This window comes from Streptomyces luteosporeus, assembly GCF_039532865.1.
Classification (GTDB): domain Bacteria; phylum Actinomycetota; class Actinomycetes; order Streptomycetales; family Streptomycetaceae; genus Streptomyces; species Streptomyces luteosporeus.
In genome coordinates this window covers 145,636-161,443 of sequence record NZ_BAAASL010000003.1, presented here as the reverse complement: position 1 = coordinate 161,443, position 15,808 = coordinate 145,636, and the positions used below count along the sequence as shown (strand labels likewise).

The window sequence follows — 15,808 nt, the reverse complement described above, 5'->3', positions numbered from 1 at the left end:
GTGTTCTCTCCCGGTGATCGGCGATGCGACGGAGCGTGAAGCGGCCCGGGCGCACCGGGTCGGGGGTGAAGCTTGAGACGAAGTCAGGCGAAGGTCAGGCGGAGGTCAGGTGAAGCTCAGGTCGAGCCGGGCCGAACGGACCGGCGGTGCCGCGTCGGCGCCGGGCGCCGCGGGCAGGCGCCAGAACCGTCTGCGGCGGTAGACGGGCGGATCCAGCGGCGCCCTGCCCGGCTCGCCGGGCGTACCGGGCCCGAGGACGACATGGGCGTTGGTCCCGCCGAAGCCGAAGGCGCTGACGGCCACCCGGCTGCCGGCCGGCAGGTCCGCGACCTGCGTGACCGGGAAGAACGGCGACTCGTCGAACGCGAAGCGCGGGTTCGGGCGCCGGCAGTGCAAGGTGGGCACGAGCCGGCCGTGCCGCAGCATTTGCACGGCCTTGATGAACCCGGCCACGCCGGCCGCGCTCAACAGGTGCCCCATCGTGCTCTTGACGCTGCCGATGCCGCAGTACCCGCGGTCGTCCGTGTACGTGCGGTGGACGGCCGTCAGGGCCTGCAGCTCGATCGGGTCGCCGATCATCGTGCCGGTGCCGTGGGCCTCGACGTACCCGATGGACCGCGCATCGATCCCGCCGCGGGCGAGCGTCCCCGCGACCAGGGCGCGCTGGGCGGCGCCACTGGGCGTGGTGTGCCCCATGGTCCGGCCGTCGTTGTTGACCCCGGACGCCTCGACGACGGCCAGGACGCGATCACCGTCGCGCAGCGCGTCCTCCAGCCGCTTCAGCAGCACCATCCCGGCACCCTCGCCGGGGACGAGGCCGTCGGCGGCCTCGTCGAAGGTACGGCACCGGCCGCTGGGCGACAGCGCCTTGCCGGCGCTGAGCATGAGGTAGGGCTCCTCGTCGAACAGCAGGTCCACTCCCCCGGCCAGCGCCATGGCGGACTCGCCCGACGCCAGGCTCTGCGCCGCGAGGTGAATGCTCACCAGCGACGAGGAACACGCGCTGTCGACGACGAGATTGGGACCGGTGAGGTCGAGGAAGTGCGAGATGTGCGCGGCGACGAAGTTCTGGTTGACACCGGCGATGTACGCACGCGTGGGCGGCTGCAGGTGCACGCGGTGGTTGCCCGTGCGCGTACCGACGAAGACGCCCACCGGGCGACCGCGCAGCTCGTCCTCGCGATACCCGGCATCGCGCAGGCACTCGACGGACACCTCCAGCGCCTTGCGCGCCAGCGGGTCGAGGTGGCGGGCCCCCTCGTCGTCGAAGCCGAAGAACTCCGGGTCGAACAGGGCCGCGTCCTCCAGGAACCCGCCCCACCGGCTCCGGCTGCGGCCGGGCGCGTCGTCGGGGCTGTAGAGGGCCCCGACGTCCCAGCGATCGGCCGGCACCTCGGTGACCACGTCACGCCCCGCCAACAACACCTCCCACAACGCCGCCGGATCGGCGGCACCGGGCAGACGGCAGCCCATGCCGATGACCGCGATGGGGACGGGCTTCCCGCCGGCCGCGCCGGCCGCGGCCGCGGTAGCGGGTACGGGGGCCGCTGCCGCAGGTGGGGCGGCCTGGGCGGCCGGCGAGGGGGCCGGGGTGACGACCCCGGCGGCCGGACCGTGGCCGATGGCCGATGCGGCGGCCGGCCCGGGGGCCGAATCCGGACCGGTGACCGGCGCGGCGGCCGGCCCGGGCGCCGGGAGCGGACCAGTGGCCGGCGCGGCATCCGGCCCGGGGGCCGGGCTGGTGACGGACGCGCCGAGGGCGGCCGCGAGACCGGCCAGGGTCGGGTGGTCCTGGAGCAGGCTCGGGTCGACGGGGTGCCCGAGCTCGACCTCCAGCTCCCGGACGAGTTCGGCCATCAGCAGCGAGTCCACGCCGACGTCGCCGAGCACGGTGTCGGGGCCCAGCAGGGCCGCGTCGACCCTGGTCGTACGGGCGACGACGGCGACGAGCCGGTCGAGGTCCACGGCCGGGGCGGGCGCGCCGGCGGGGCCGGCGCTCGCCGGCGCTGCGTGCCCGGCACCTGCGGACGGCCCGGACGGCAGGAAGGGGTCGGACGCAACGGCCGGTCCGAGGTGGTCGGCACCCGCCGACGCGACGGCCGGGGCGGACTGGCCGGCACCGACAGGCGCAACGCCCGGCGCGGCATGGCCGGCACCAGCGGACGGACCCGGCTGCACGGGCCCGGAGCCCGCGGTGGCGTACCCGGGCCCGCCGACCCGCGCCGGATGCCCCGGCGCCAGGTACAGCTCGGCCGTGGGCACCGCCGACCGTTCCACGCGGCAGGGCAGCAGGACGGGTTCGGCGGGGGTGCGCAGGGCGAGGTCGAGGAGTTCCAGGGCGTCGTCCGCGGTCAGGTCCGGGATGCCGAGGGCGCCGGCGGCGCTCGTGCGGTCGCTGCCCATGCCCACGCCGCGCCACAGCGGCCAGCGCAGGGAGCGCACCGTGCAGCCGGGTTCGCCGGCGTGGTCGGTGGCGAAGTCGTCGAGGACGGTGTTGGCGGCCGCGTAGTCGAGGTAGCCCGCGCCGAGGCGCGGTGCCGCGGCGGCGACCGAGGAGAACAGCACCATGAGCCGGGGCAGTTGCTGTCCGAAGGCGGACCACAGCACGCGCAGGCCGTCGGTCTTCGGCCGCAGCACTTGGGCGATGTCGTCGGGGGTGCGGGAGAGGAAGGAGGCGGGCTGGTCCATCACGCCGGCGCAGTGGAAGACGGCGTGGAGCCCGCCGGCCTGCTTCCTGACCCGGCCGATGAGCCGGCGCAGGGAGGTGACGTCGTCGAGCGCGTCGGTGCGCACGGTGAGCGTGACGCCGCGTTCGACGAGGGCGAGCAGGGCGGTGAGGCGCTCGCGCAGGGCGGGGTCGGTGGCGGGGTCGGCGGCGAGGGCGGCCCACTGGTTGCGCACGGGCATGCGGGAGCGGCCGACGAGCACGATGTGCCGGGCGCCGCGGTCGGCGAGGTGGGCGGCCAGGCGCAGGCCGATGCCGCCGAGGCCGCCGGTGATGAGGACCGCGCCGCGGTCGGTGCCGGCGAGGAGGTCGTCGCCGGCCGGTGCGGGGGCGAAGGCGGCCACGGGGCGGCGCCGGCGGGAGCCTTCGTAGCGGATCTCGGTCTCGCGGTCGGTGGCCGCGGTCTCGGCGCGGACGGCGGCGGCGAGGTCGGCGGTGCCGCCGTCGACGCGGACGGTGCGGCTGTGGACGGTGGTGAACTCGCCGGAGAGGGAGCGGTAGAAGCCGGCGACTTCGGAGCGGTGGGTGCCGCTGACGTGCACGCACCGCAGCCCGGTGCGGGGGAGGGCGGCGAGCACCTGCTGCAGCAGGAGGATGCGTTCGGCGACCAGGGTGCCGGGGGCGGTCCAGTCGACGAGGTCGACGATGCCGGTGAGCCCGTCCAGGTCGGGCAGCGGGTCGCCGGGTGCGTGGGCGAGGGCGCGCTCGGCGAGCACGGTGCGGGCGAGGTGCGGGTCGGTGGTGACGACCAGGAGCCGGCCGTCGTGGGGGGTGTCGGCTGCGGGTGCGGGCGCGTCCTGCCAGGTGGTGGTGAGGAGCGCGGCGCCGGGCACGGGTGCGGCCCAGTGCTGGTCGCGGGCGAAGGGGTAGGTGGGCAGGGACACGGGCGGCGCGTCGGGCACGGGCTGGCTGTCGGGGTCGGCGCCTGCCGGCGGTGCGGTTCCGTCGAGCACCGAGGCGAGTGCGGCGGCGAGTTCGCCGAGGTCGGCGGCTTCGACGGCGATGCGGCAGGGCAGGTCGGCGCGGCCGGTGCGCATGGTCCGGGCGATCGAGGCGAGCGGCGGGGCGTCGGCGGAGCGGACGACGTCCAGCAGGGCGGCCACGGCCTGCCGCAGGGCCTGCGGGGTGCGGGCGGAGACGGGCACGACGACCGGTGCGCCGGTGTCGGCTGCGGCCGGTGCGGTGGGGGCCTCCTCCAGGACGACGTGGGCGTTGGTGCCGCCCATGCCGAAGGAGCTGACGCCGGCGCGGCGCGGGGCGCCGCCGGCGGGGGCCTGCCATGTCTCGCGGGAGAGTTGCAGGCGCAGGGGCGTGCCCTCGGTCTTGATCATGCGGTTGGGCCGGCGGACGTTGCGGCTGGCGGGCAGCGTCCGGTGGCGCATCGCCAGGATCACCTTGATCATGCCGGCGACGCCCGCGGCCGCTTCCAGGTGTCCGATGCTGGTCTTGACCGAGCCGACGCCGCAGTGGGGTGCGGCGGGGCGCGGGTGGCCCCACTGGTCGTACAGTCGCTCGAACGCGGCGACCATGCCGGAGATCTCGATGGGGTCGCCGAGCCGGGTGCCGGTGCCGTGGGCCTCGATGTAGCCGATGGTCGCCGGGTCGACGCCCGCCTCGTTGTAGGCGGTCACGAGCAGGTCGGCCTGCGCGTCGGGGTTGGGTGCGGTGAAGGACTGTGCCTGGCCGCCGTGGTTGACGGCGGCGCCGCGGATCACGGCGTGGACGCGGTCGCCGTCGGCGAGGGCGCGGTCGAGCGGCTTGAGCAGCAGCGCGGCCACGCCCTCGCCGCGGACGTAGCCGTCGGCGTCGTCGTCGAAGGTGTGGCAGCGGCCGCGCGGGCTGAGGACGCCGGTGCGCTGGTAGGCGCGCTGCCGGGCGGGGTCGGCGAGCACGTTGACGCCGCCGGCGAAGGCCTGGTCGCACTCGCCGGCGCGCAGGGCCGCGACCGCCTGGGCGACGGCCACCAGGGAGGAGGAGCACAGGGTGTCGACGGCGACGCTCGGCCCGCGCAGTCCGAGGGCGTAGGAGAGGCGGTTGGCGACGAGGGAGGGGGAGACGGCGACGCTGAGGTGGGGTTCGTCGTGGCCGGCGTGTTCGGCGAGGACGGCGGCGTAGTCGGAGTGGCACACGCCCGCGTAGACGCCGGTGCGGGTGCCGGCGAGCGTGGTGGGGTCCACTCCGGCGTCCTCGGCCGTCGCCCAGGCGACCTCCAGCAGCAGCCGCTGCTGGGGGTCCATGAGGGCGGCTTCGCGGGGGCTGATGGAGAAGAACTCGTGGTCGAAGCGGCGGATGTCGTCGAGCAGGGCGGCCCGGCCGATCAGGCCGGGGTGCGCGGTGGCGTCCCAGCGGTCGGCGGGGATGTCGCGGACGGCGTCCTCGTCGCGGCCCAGCAGCTCCCACAGTTCGGGCACGCTCGGTGCGCCGGGGAACCGGCCGGCCATGCCGATGACGGCGATCGGCGCGCCGGCGCCGGAGGCGGGTGCCGCCGGGAGGGGGGCGGGGGCCGGTGCGGGGCGTTCGCCGCGCAGCACCCGGGCCATGGCGGCGACGGTGAAGGCCTGGAACATGGTGCTGGGGTCGATGTCCAGCCCGGCCTCGTCGGCGGCCCGGACGGCGGCCTCCGACAGCGCGAGGCTGTCGAGCCCGTGCGGGCGCAGGTCGTCGTCGGCGGTCAGCGAGCCGGCCGGTTGCTCCAGCACACGCTCCATCACCGGCAGGAGCAGGGCCTCGACGTCGTCGGGCACGGTCGCCGTCGGCCGGGGCGCCTCGGGGCGGGGCCCGGCCACGGCCGTACTGCCGTCCCACAGCGGTGCGAAGTGGGCGGGCCGGGCGAGGGCCTTGACGGTCCGTATGCGGGCGAGCGGCCTGCCGTCGCGCTCGCGCAGCAGGGAGGACGTCAGGACGACGCGGTCGTCCCCTTCGGGCCGGCAGTCGTCCAGGCGGTAGCGCACCGCCTCGTCGAGGCCGCAGTTGCCGAGGTAGACGATGTCGCGGCCGAGGGTCGCGGCCTCGGTGGCCCATTCCGCGCCGGGCACGCGCGACTGCGCGAACTTGCGCTCGCCGCGGTCGTTGATGTGCGGGTACGACGCGAAGTACAGCAGGCCGGCGGCGTTCACGTCCGCGAACGGGTTGAGTTCGTAGGTGTCGCTGTACAGGCCCGCGCCCTCGGGGACGAGCGACCGCTGGGCGAGGAACTCCTCGTGGAAGCGCAGGTGTCCGGGGTCCGCTTCGGCGGCCGTGGTGCCGCCCGGGTGCTGCGGCGTCGCGGGGACCAGCCAGTTGCCGGTGCCGCGGCGGACGAAGGAGGTCAGCAGCCGGACGTCGACGTGCGCGGTCGCCGTGGCGAAACGGATGTCACCGACGAAGGTGTGCTCGTCGAGGCGGCTCAACGTGCCGCTCAGTTCGCCCTCGTCGTGCTCGGCGAAGGACTTCAGGGAGTCGGTGGCGGTGACGGCGGCGCGGACGAAGGCGGGCAGCAGCCTGACGCCGTCGGCGTCGGTGAGCTGTGCGACGGGAAGCCCGAAGTGCTCCCCGATGAGCGCCCAGTGGATGTCGCCGGCTTCTCGCAACAGCCAGTTCTCGGACAGGCCGCCGATGGACAGGGCGGGCAGGCCCAGGACGACCGGGCGGGTCAGCATACGGTCACGGGCGTGAGCCGGAGGCCCGGCGTGAACGTGCCGGAGCCCCGGCCCGGAGAGATCCCTGACCTGCGGTGGTGCTGAATCATCACATCCCCCACGTGCGATGCCTTGCCCCATGGGGCCCTTGCCGGCGCGGCGGTGAGGCCGTGGCGGCAGGGCCCGGAAGAGCGGTTCTTGGCGTGAGGGTCCAACCTCCCCTGTTCAGGCTGGAAACCACGCGTCGACAGCACGCATCTTGGCCGATCATGAACGCTTCTGCAAGGTACGCTTCCGTTCATGACGGGGAATCAGCAAACGGATTGCTGCCCAAACGGTCCGATACGGACATCGCATGTCCCCACGGCCTCCCTCCCCGCCACAACCGGCCTGCTCAGAGGGCTGTTGCCGGACGTCACCACCGTGGAACTGTTCACCGATCCCCCGGGCGTCCACCTGCATCCGCAGGAGGCCGCCGTGGTGGCGCGCGCGGTCGGCAAGCGCGTACGGGAGTTCACCACCGTGCGGCTGTGCGCCCGCTCCGCGCTGGCGGAGCTGGGGGTGACCCCCGGCCCGATCCTGCCGGGCCCCGAGGGCGCTCCCATCTGGCCCGACGGCATCGTGGGCAGCATGACCCACTGCGACGGCTACCGCGCGGCGGCGGTCGCCCGCACGGCGCAGGTGGCCTCGGTCGGCATCGACGCCGAGCCGCACGCCCCGCTGCCCGCCGGCGTGGAGAAGCTGGTGGCTCTGCCCGAGGAACGGCGCATCCTGGACCGGCTCACCGCCTCGCATCCGGACGTGGCGTGGGACCGGCTGCTTTTCAGCGCCAAGGAGAGCACATACAAGACATGGTTCCCGCTGACGGGCCGCTGGCTGGATTTCGGCGACTGCGTCATCACCCCCGATCCCGAAGAAGGCTCGTTGCGTTGTGAGCTGAAGGTGCCCGGTCCGGTGGTCGGGGGCCGGCGGATCGACACCTTCACCGGCCGCTGGCGCACGGCCGTCCGGGGCGGTACCCGGTACGTCGCAACTTCCTTCGTGGTCCCGGCCGCAGGCCGCTGAGGCGCCCTCGCCACGAGCCGGTCACCCGCCCTCCCGCGGGTGACCGGTTCTTTTTGCCTGCTCTTTTGATTGGCCGTCAGGTCCGGGTCGGATACAGATCTGTATTGGGATACAGTCCCGTATCCGAACGGTCCTTGAAGGAGGCGATCACCATCACCAGGCGGCTCACCCGGCAGCAGAGCCGGGAACTCACCCGGGAGCAGCTCCTGCAGTCGGCGGCCGAGCTCTTCGCCGAGCAGGGGGTGAGCGGGACGTCCGTCGAGCAGATCGTGGAGAACGCCGGCTACACGCGCGGCGCCTTCTACGGCAACTTCGACGGCAAGCACGAACTCGTCCTGGCCCTGCTCGAACAGCGCTCCCAGCGCGAACTGGCGGAGATCCAGGAGATGACCAGCAGCGCCGGGACGTTCGACGAGATGATCGAGCACCTGCGCTCCTGGCACCGCCGGCGGGACGGCAACCTCACCAGCTGGCTCGCCCTGCGCACCGAACTGTGGCTGTACGGCCTGCGGGACCCCGGCCTGCTGCCCCTGCTCGCGGACCGCGAACGCCGCTCCCGCGCGGCCATCGCGGGCGCGCTGGAGCAGGGCTTCGCCGCGCGCGGCGTCACTCCCCCGGCGCCCGTCGAGCTGCTCGCCCTGGTCGTGCACGCCCTCGACGACGGCCTGTCCGTCCAGCGCGCGCTCTCTCCCGCCGACAGCACCACCGACACGGTCGTGGACGTGGTGGAACTCCTGATGAAGTCCTGGACCGCGCTCGCCCGCACCACCGAGTCCCGCTCATCCGACACCGTGGAGACGAACCCATGAGCAAGGCAGGACAGACGGAGCAGCCGGCCACCGCCGGACCACCCGTCACCCCCGAAGCGCCCGAGCCGGACCCCAAACGCTGGCTCGCCCTCGCCGTTCTGCTGGTCGCCACCTTCATGGACCTGCTGGACGCCAACATCATCACCGTGGCGATCCCGGCCATCCAGCGCGACCTGGGGGCCTCCGCGGTCGCCGTCCAGGCGATGACCGCCGGCTACACGCTGAGCTTCGCCGTATTACTGATCACCGGCGGCCGGCTCGGCGACATCTTCGGCCGCAAGCGGATGTTCCTCACCGGCGTCGCCGGCTTCGTCGTCGCCTCCGCGCTGTGCGCCGCGGCGCAGAGCACCGAGATGCTCGTCGCCTCCCGGGTGCTGCAGGGCCTGGCCGCCGCCGTCATGGTGCCCCAGGTGCTGGCGCTCATTCACGTCACGTTCGCGCCGCAGGAGGTGGGGCGCGTCGTCAGCCTGTACGCCAGCATGATCGGCATGGCCATCGTCTGCGGCCCGGTCATCGGCGGTGCCCTGGTCGACTGGAGCCCCCTCGGCCTCGGCTGGCGCAGCATCTTCGTGGTCAACCTCCCGGTCGGCGTCGCGGCCCTGGTGGGCGCCTGGCGGTGGATGCGCGAGTCGAACTCCCCGCACGCCAAGCGGCTGGACATCGTCGGCATGCTGCTGGCGATCGGCGGCCTGCTGCTGCTGATGCTGCCCCTGACGCTGGGCCGGGAGCTCGGCTGGCCCGCCTGGAGCATCGTCTCGCTCGTGGCCGCGGCCCCGGTCGGGGTGGCGTTCGTCCTCTACGAGCGCCACAAGACCCGCAAGGACGGCTCGCCGCTGGTGACGCTGTCGCTGTTCAAGGTGCGCGCGTTCGGCGCCGGCATCGGCGTGCAGCTGCTCTTCAGCGCCGTGCCCGCGGGCTTCTTCCTCAGCTGGACGCTCTACCTGCAGGGCGGCCTGGGCTGGTCGGCCCTGCACACCGGTCTGACCGCCGTGCCGTTCTCGGTGTGCGTCCCGCTCGTGGGCAGCTTCGCCGTGCGCAGGCTCTCCCCGCGCTACGGCCGGTACTGCCTGCTGGCGGGTGCGCTGATGATGCTGGCGGGCATCGCCTCGTACGCCTGGGTGGCCGACCGCACGGGGGCGGACATCACCTCCTGGCACGCCGTCCCGGCCATGATCCTGCTCGGCTCCGGCATGGGCCTGCTCATGCCCCCGCTGACCGCGCTGGTCCTGCGGGAGGTCACCCCGCAGGAGGCCGGAGCCGCGTCCGGCATCATCAACGCGACCGGGCAGCTGGGTGCCGCCCTCGGCGTGGCGGTCATCGGCGGCGTCTTCTTCTCCGCCCTGGGCGCCAACGCCGGCCCGCAGGCCGACCGGGCGCTGCCCGAGCACCGTGCCGTGGCACCGCAGCACGTCACGGCCGTGCGGACGTGCGCGACCGACTCGCTCGGGCAGGACGACCTGACCAAGGTGCCGCCCAGCTGCACCATGCTCCTCGACGGCGCGGACGCCGGCGGCCGGGAGGCGATCGCGGGTGCGCTCGGCGACATCCGCGGCCGGACGTTCCAGACCACGTACAGCGAGACGCTGTACTGGACGGCCGCGGGTCTGATACCGGTGACCGGTCTGCTGTTCCTGCTGCCGCACCACCGGGTGCGCAAGCAAGAGGCGGCAGTCTAGGGCCTGTCCGGCGGATTGTGGAGTGCCCCGTAAGGGGCGCGGGGAACTGCGCGACCGGCCACCGACTGCCCGCAGCCGACGCGCCGCCCCGGGGTCCGGGCGCAGACCGGCACTCCGTCTGCGGGCGCATCGTGGCTTGTCGCGCAGTTCCCCGCGCCCCTACGGGGCGCTGTGGCGCCGCGTGGGCGCGACGAGCCACGACGCACCCGCGGACGCGGCCCGGCACCGACGAAGTACACCTGGAGAGCGAGCGTATGAGCAGCACCACCTATCAGGTCCTCACGCAGGGCAGGTTCGCGGACCTCGACGACGCGCAGCGCGCCGCGCTGGTGGCGAAGGCCGGCGAGCACGACGTGTTCAGTGCCCGGTTCACCGAGGAGGGCACCGTCACCTACGAGCGGCACCTGCGCGGGTTCACCTTCCGCGTGCTGGTGCCCGCCGACGAGGAGGACACCGAGGCCGTCGTGCACGCGAAGGCCGAGGAGCTGGCCACCGCCGCCGTCCGCGGCCTGGGGGCCGGCTGCCGCGACCTGCGCTCGACGTCGACGGACATGGCCAGCATCAAGATCAAGCGCAAGGGCCGCTGACCCCTGCAAGGGAGCCCCGCGTCCTTGCCGGACGCGGGGCCGCACGTCCGTCACGCCACGGATGCGGTGGGCACCGGCCGGGGCCGGCGCGCGGCGTCGATCACCGCGGCCTGGTACGGCGTCAGGGCCGCGGCGGGGCCGCCCGGGTGCAGGGCGGCCCAGTCGGGTTCGCGGCCGCAGGCGTACAGCGCGCCGAGCGAGGACAGCATCGAGCGGTGCTCCTCCCGGCGCCGGGCGGAGGGCAGCAGCCACCCCGGCCGCTCGTGGTGCTCGAGCGTCTGCCGCAGCGGGCTGAGCAGCACGGGATGGGCGCTGACCTCGACGAACACCTCGTGGCCCGCGGCGGCCAGGGCTTGCGTCGCGGCGGCGAGCCGTACGGGCTCGCGCAGGTTGCGCATCCAGTACGCGGCTCCCAGCGCGGTGCCCGGCACGGGCTCGGCCGTCACCGTCGAGTACATCGGCACGCCGGTGGCCGTCGGTTGCAGGGACTGCAGGGCGGTGCGCAGGTCCTCGCGCAGTTCCTCGACGTAGTGGCTGTGCGAGGCGACCGTTCCCTTGATGATCCGGCAGTAGACGTCCCGCCGCTCCAGTTCGCCGACGAGCTCGGCGAGCGAGTGCGCGTCCCCCGCGAGCACGGTGGAGCGGGGGCTGTTCTCCCCGGCCACGCTGATCGTGCCGCCGCTGGCCTCGGCCACCGCGCGGGCCTCGGCCGGCGGGAGTTCGGTGACGGCGAGCGCGCCCTTGCCGGCGATCCGGCGCAGCAGTGCACTGCGCCGGCAGGCGATCATCATGGCGTCGCGCAGGGTCAGTGCGCCGGCGGTGTGCGCGGCGGCGATCTCGCCCATGCTGTGCCCGACGACCGCGTCCGGCGTCACGCCCCAGCTGCGCCACAGGGCCGCGAGGGCGATCTGCAAGGACACCATCGTCGGCTGCAGGACGTCGAGTTCGCCGAGCCGGGCCGTCTCCTCGGGCAGCCCCAGCTGCTCGACGGCGGAGAATCCGGCGAACTCGCGGACGTACGCGTCGCACTGGTGCAGGGTCGTGCGGAACACCGGCTCGGCGGCGAGGAGTTCCCTGCCCATGCCGTGCCACTGCGCGCCCTGCCCGGCGAAGACGAACACCAGGCGGGGGCGGCGGGCCGCGACGTCCGCGGGGACGCGCTCGCTCTCGCCCGCGCACACCGCCTGCAGCTGCTGCTCCAGTTCCGCGTAGGAGGCGACGGCGAAGGCGACGCGGTGCGTGCCGGCCGTGCCGGTGGCGGCGTCGTGGCAGTACCGGGCGAGCGACGGCAGCGACCGCCCGGCGCGGATGCGGTCCAGGTGCGCGTACAGCAGGGCGGTGAGGAGCTCCTCGGAGCCGGCGGCGACGGCGAACAGCCGTGGGCTGCCGGCCCCTGTGTCCGGGCCGTTCACCGGCGGACCGCGATCTGGTGGCGGTAGCTCTCCATGGGCAGGCCGCTCATCCACGGCACGATGCCCAGCTTGCTGAGCACCTTGATGGTGGACGGCGGCTGGTAGCCGGCGAACATGCCGCCGAACATCAGGATCTGACTGTGCGCGACGACCTGCCGCATCAGCGGGTTCATCCGCTGCTTGCCCAGCATGGTGCGGAAGTGGCTGCCCGGCGCCATCCGGCGGCGCACTGCCGCGCGGACCCGGTCGGAGATGTCGTTGTCGGCGATCCACTCCAGGCCCTCGGTCTCCTTCGCGGCCTGCCGCATGGTGGCGGTGCGCTGCTTGGTGAAGACGTCGATGTGGCTGAGGTGGCCGCCGGGGCGCAGCACGCGCGCGGCCTCGCGCAGGAACTTGCCGAGGTCGGGGTAGGTGTGCGAGCTCTCGATGTTGACGAGCACGTCGACCGAGCCGTCCTCGAACGGCAGGTCCTCCGCGTCGCCGTGGACGAAGCGCAGGCTCTCGCCGCGGGCCAGGGTGGCGCTCGCCCGGGCGACGGCCTTGGGCGAGAGGTCGAGGCCGGTCAGCTGGGCCCCGGGGACGATCCTGGACAGGAAGTTCAGGCCCTCGCCCATGCCGCAGCCGACCTCCAGGACGGTGCGGCCGGCGTAGTCGTCCAGGTCGATCGGCAGGTCCCGCAGGGCGAGGAAGTACAGCTGCTCGCTGAAGCCGTCGGTCCAGGGCTCGCCGAAGCCGGGCACGCGGGCCCGGATCTCCTCGGCGAGTTCGCGGTCGTACATGCCCCAGTTCCACAGGTCGCCCTTGCCGGAGAGGGTGGCGGCCATGTCGTAGATGGTGGCGCTGGCCGACTTCATGCCGGCGGCCTTCTCCCCGTTGCGGGGAGCTGCGGACTCGGTGAGGTTGATGTCGGCGAGACCGCTGGTGAAGGCGGTCATCACGTCAGGGGTGGCACTCAAGGCGTTACTCCACGATCGACGGGGTGGGGCGGGTCAGGCGTCGACGGTGTCGCCGCGGCGCAGGCCGAAGCCGTCGGGCACGTCGGCGGGGTCGGAGCCGACCTGCACGGGGCGGTTGTCCGCGTCGACGAACACCACGCTGGGCTCGAAGGAGCGTGCGTGCTCGTCGCTCATCGAGGCGTAGGAGATGATGATGACGAGGTCGCCGGGGCTGATGAGGCGGGCGGCGGCGCCGTTGATGCCGATGATCCCGCTGTCCGCCTCCCCCTCGATGACGTAGGTGCTCAGCCGGGCGCCGTTGTCGATGTCGACGATGTCGACCTTCTCGCCGGGCAGCAGGTCGGCGGCGGCCATCAAGGTGGCGTCGATGGTGACGGAGCCCACGTAGTGCAGGTCCGCCTGGGTCACCCTGGCCCGGTGGATCTTGGACTTGAACATCTCTCGGTACAGCACGCTGTCTCCGTTCACCAGGTCACCGGCAGCTCGTGCACGCCGTAGATGATCATTTCTGCGCGGGTGCGGATCTCGTCGGCCGGGACGGCCAGGCGCAGCCCGGGCAGCCGGCGCAGCAGGATCTCGAAGGCGATCCGCAGCTCCAGCCGGGCCAGTTGCTGGCCCACGCACTGGTGGATGCCGTGCCCGAAGGCCAGGTGGGCCACCGGCTCGCGCGTGATGTCGAGCCGGTCGGGGTCGGCGACGAGGGCGGGGTCGCGGTTGGCCGCGGCCAGGGAGAGCGAGATCGCGTCGCCGGCCGCGACCCGGTGCCCGGCGATCTCCATGTCCTCGCCGGCCGCACGGATGGAGCCCGCGTGCACGATGGTCAAGTAACGCAGGAGCTCCTCGACGGCGTTCGGCGCGAGGGCGGGGTCGGCGACGAGCGCGGCGAGCTGCTCGGGGTGCTGCAGCAGGGCGAACGTGCCCAGCGTGATCATGTTCGCGCTGGTGTCGTAGCCGGCGATCAGCAGGACGGTGCCCACGGTGACGAGTTCGGCGTCGTCGAGGTCGCCCTCGGCGACCAGCGTGCCCAGCAGGTCGTCGGTGGGCTCGGCCTTCTTGGCCCGGATCAGGCCGTGCAGCAGCCCGCCGATGGTCTGCCAGCCGCCGATGGCGTCCTCGGCGCTGGAGTGCACGGAGAACAGGCGCTTGACGCAGTCGGCGAAGTGCGCGCGCTCGGCCACGGGCACGCCGAGCAGTTCGCAGATCGCGGACGCGGCCATGGGCTCGGCGAACTCCGTCAGCAGGTCGACGGGGGTCCCGTCGGCGCCCTTGGCCGTCATGGCGTCCAGGTGCTGCTCGGCGAGCGCGGTCAGCAGGGGTTCGAGGGTGCGGGTGCGGCGCGCGGAGAACCAGGCGGCCACCTTGCGCCGGTAGCGGGTGTGCTCCGGCGGGTCCATGGCCGTGAACATGCCCGGGGCGACCTCGGTGCGGTCGTCGGCCATGGGCAGCGGGATGGGCGAGCGCAGGGCGTCGCCGCGCGAGCTCAGCCGGCCGTCGGCCAGCAGCTCGCGCACCGTCTCGTAGCCGGTGACCAGCCAGCCGACGTGACCGTCGGGGAAGACCATGCGGGCCACCGGGGCCTGCGCGCGCAGCGCGGTGAGTCCGGGAGCCGGGTCGAACGGGCACCGGCCGCGGGTCATCGGCAGGCCGTCGGTGGTGGGCAGGGCGGTTGGGGTCATTCCTCCCCCTTCCGGGGCGTGAGGTGGACGGGGAGACGCTGCATCGCGAGCAGGTAGCGCGGGGCGATCTCGGCCGGGTCGACGGCCAGCTGCAGGTCGGGGAACCGCTCGAACAGCGCGGTCAGGGCCACCTCGCCCTCGATCAGGGCGAGGCTGGCGCCCAGGCAGTAGTGGGCGCCGCGGCCGAAGCCCAGGTGGGGGTTGTGCTCGCGCGTGAGGTCCAGCTCCTGCGGCTGCTCGAACTCCTCGGGGTCGCGGTTGGCGGCGGCCAGCACCACCTGGATCGCCTCGCCGGGCTGCACCGTCACCCCGCCGATCTCGACGGGTTCGGTGGCGAAGCGCCGGAAGGTGTGCTTGACGGGCGCGGTGTGGCGGACGAGTTCGGCGACCGCCTTGGCGGCGATGGACGGGTCGCTCGTGAACTGCTTGAGCTGCTCAGGGTGCTGGAGCAGGGTGAAGACGCCCAGCGCGATCAGGTTGCGCACGGTCTCGTGGCCGGCCTGGACGAGCACCATGGCGAGCGCCACCAGCTCGTCGTCGGTGAGCCGGTCGCTGTCCTCCTCGTGCACCTGCACCAGTTCGGAGATCAGGTCGTCCCTGGGCTCGGCCTGGCGGGCCTCGATGATCTCCTTCGTCATCCGGGCCATGCCGCGCACCGCCGGCGCGAACTGCTCGGGGTTGGGGCGCAGGGCCTGGGCGAGGGTCTCGCTCCAGTCGCGCCACTGCTCGCGGTAGTGCTCGTCGACGCCGAGCATCTCGCAGATGACGATGATGGCCAGGGGGTGGGCGTAGTCGGCGATGAGGTCGGGCTCGGGCTTGCCGGCGAGGTCGTCGAGCAGCCGGTGCGCCACACGGGTGATCGCGGGCGTCAGTGCCTGCATCCGGCGCGCGGACAGGGCCCGGGTGACCAGGCGGCGGACGCGCATGTGGTCGGCGCCGTCCATGGTCAGCAGGGTCGAGTCGAACATGTCGACGATGTCCTCGGGGATGCCGCGGCTGAGCATGGACTCCCGGTGGGAGTCGCCCGGCGGCCGGCTGCGCAGGGTGGGCTCGCCCAGCACCTTCCTGACGTCCTCGTACGCGGTGGCCACCCAGATGTCGGTGCCGTCGGCGAACCTGCCGCGGCAGACCGGCCGGGGGCCGCCGGTCCAGCGCTCGCCGGCCGCCGGGTCGGTGATGAACGCCGGGTCGGACAGGTCGAACTCACTGGCCGGCGCGTCCGCGAGGGTGGTCAGCGCCCGGGGGCAGGTATCGGTCATTCGGTCGGCCTCGCTTCTTGCTCGGA

Annotated in this window: 9 protein-coding genes and 1 pseudogene; 4 read left to right on the top strand and 6 right to left on the bottom strand. The window is 73.7% G+C overall.

Going from position 1 to position 15,808, the window contains the following annotated elements; genetic code table 11:
* Positions 1-105: 105 nt before the first annotated feature.
* Positions 106-6,336, bottom strand: a pseudogene (locus ABD361_RS04835) (beta-ketoacyl synthase N-terminal-like domain-containing protein); the annotation flags it as partial.
* A 396-nt stretch (positions 6,337-6,732) separates the two neighbouring features.
* Between ABD361_RS04835 and ABD361_RS04830 the strand changes: the two are divergent.
* The 4 genes from ABD361_RS04830 to ABD361_RS04815 all read left to right on the top strand — a co-directional run bounded on the left by ABD361_RS04830 (position 6,733) and on the right by ABD361_RS04815 (position 10,479).
* Positions 6,733-7,407: a 4'-phosphopantetheinyl transferase family protein gene (locus tag ABD361_RS04830; RefSeq protein WP_344433672.1), complete on the top strand. Its 675-nt coding sequence runs from the start codon at positions 6,733-6,735 to the stop codon at positions 7,405-7,407.
* A gap of 134 nt (positions 7,408-7,541) precedes the next feature.
* Positions 7,542-8,216: a TetR/AcrR family transcriptional regulator gene (locus ABD361_RS04825; protein WP_344433427.1), complete on the top strand. Its 675-nt coding sequence runs from the start codon at positions 7,542-7,544 to the stop codon at positions 8,214-8,216.
* On the top strand, positions 8,213-9,892 hold the full coding sequence (locus ABD361_RS04820; protein ID WP_344433426.1) for an MFS transporter: 1,680 nt from the start codon (positions 8,213-8,215) through the stop codon (positions 9,890-9,892). The genes ABD361_RS04825 and ABD361_RS04820 overlap by 4 nt, the downstream gene beginning before the upstream one ends.
* Before the next feature lie 254 nt (positions 9,893-10,146).
* Positions 10,147-10,479, top strand: a complete 333-nt coding sequence (locus ABD361_RS04815; protein ID WP_344433425.1) for a DUF6204 family protein — start codon at positions 10,147-10,149, stop codon at positions 10,477-10,479.
* 50 nt (positions 10,480-10,529) lie between these two features.
* Here the strand turns inward: ABD361_RS04815 and ABD361_RS04810 are convergent, their stop codons facing one another.
* The 5 genes from ABD361_RS04810 to ABD361_RS04790 are packed head-to-tail and all read right to left on the bottom strand — an operon-like array spanning position 10,530 to position 15,782.
* Entirely contained in the window at positions 10,530-11,891 is a 1,362-nt protein-coding gene (locus ABD361_RS04810; RefSeq protein ID WP_344433424.1) for an acyltransferase domain-containing protein, read from the bottom strand.
* A complete protein-coding gene (locus ABD361_RS04805; RefSeq protein WP_344433423.1) occupies positions 11,888-12,847 on the bottom strand; it encodes a class I SAM-dependent methyltransferase in 960 nt (319 codons plus the stop codon). Before ABD361_RS04805 ends, ABD361_RS04810 begins: the two co-directional genes overlap by 4 nt.
* Before the next feature lie 33 nt (positions 12,848-12,880).
* Positions 12,881-13,297: an aspartate 1-decarboxylase gene (gene panD, locus ABD361_RS04800; protein ID WP_344433671.1), complete on the bottom strand. Its 417-nt coding sequence runs from the start codon at positions 13,295-13,297 to the stop codon at positions 12,881-12,883.
* 14 nt (positions 13,298-13,311) lie between these two features.
* The gene (locus tag ABD361_RS04795; RefSeq protein WP_344433422.1) at positions 13,312-14,523 is read right to left on the bottom strand and encodes a cytochrome P450; all 1,212 of its coding nucleotides are present in this window, start codon (positions 14,521-14,523) and stop codon (positions 13,312-13,314) included.
* Complete coding sequence (locus ABD361_RS04790) at positions 14,520-15,782, bottom strand: cytochrome P450 family protein (protein WP_344433421.1); 1,263 nt, start codon at positions 15,780-15,782, stop codon at positions 14,520-14,522. Before ABD361_RS04790 ends, ABD361_RS04795 begins: the two co-directional genes overlap by 4 nt.
* Positions 15,783-15,808 lie beyond the last annotated feature (26 nt).

Excerpts from the sequence above, each read along its gene's own strand:
- ABD361_RS04820 (WP_344433426.1), top strand. The coding sequence starts at position 8,213 with ATGAGCAAGGCAGGACAGACGGAGCAGCCGGCCACCGCCGGACCACCC.
- ABD361_RS04815 (WP_344433425.1), top strand. The coding sequence starts at position 10,147 with ATGAGCAGCACCACCTATCAGGTCCTCACGCAGGGCAGGTTCGCGGAC.
- ABD361_RS04790 (WP_344433421.1), bottom strand. The coding sequence starts at position 15,782 with ATGACCGATACCTGCCCCCGGGCGCTGACCACCCTCGCGGACGCGCCG.
- ABD361_RS04795 (WP_344433422.1), bottom strand. The coding sequence starts at position 14,523 with ATGACCCCAACCGCCCTGCCCACCACCGACGGCCTGCCGATGACCCGC.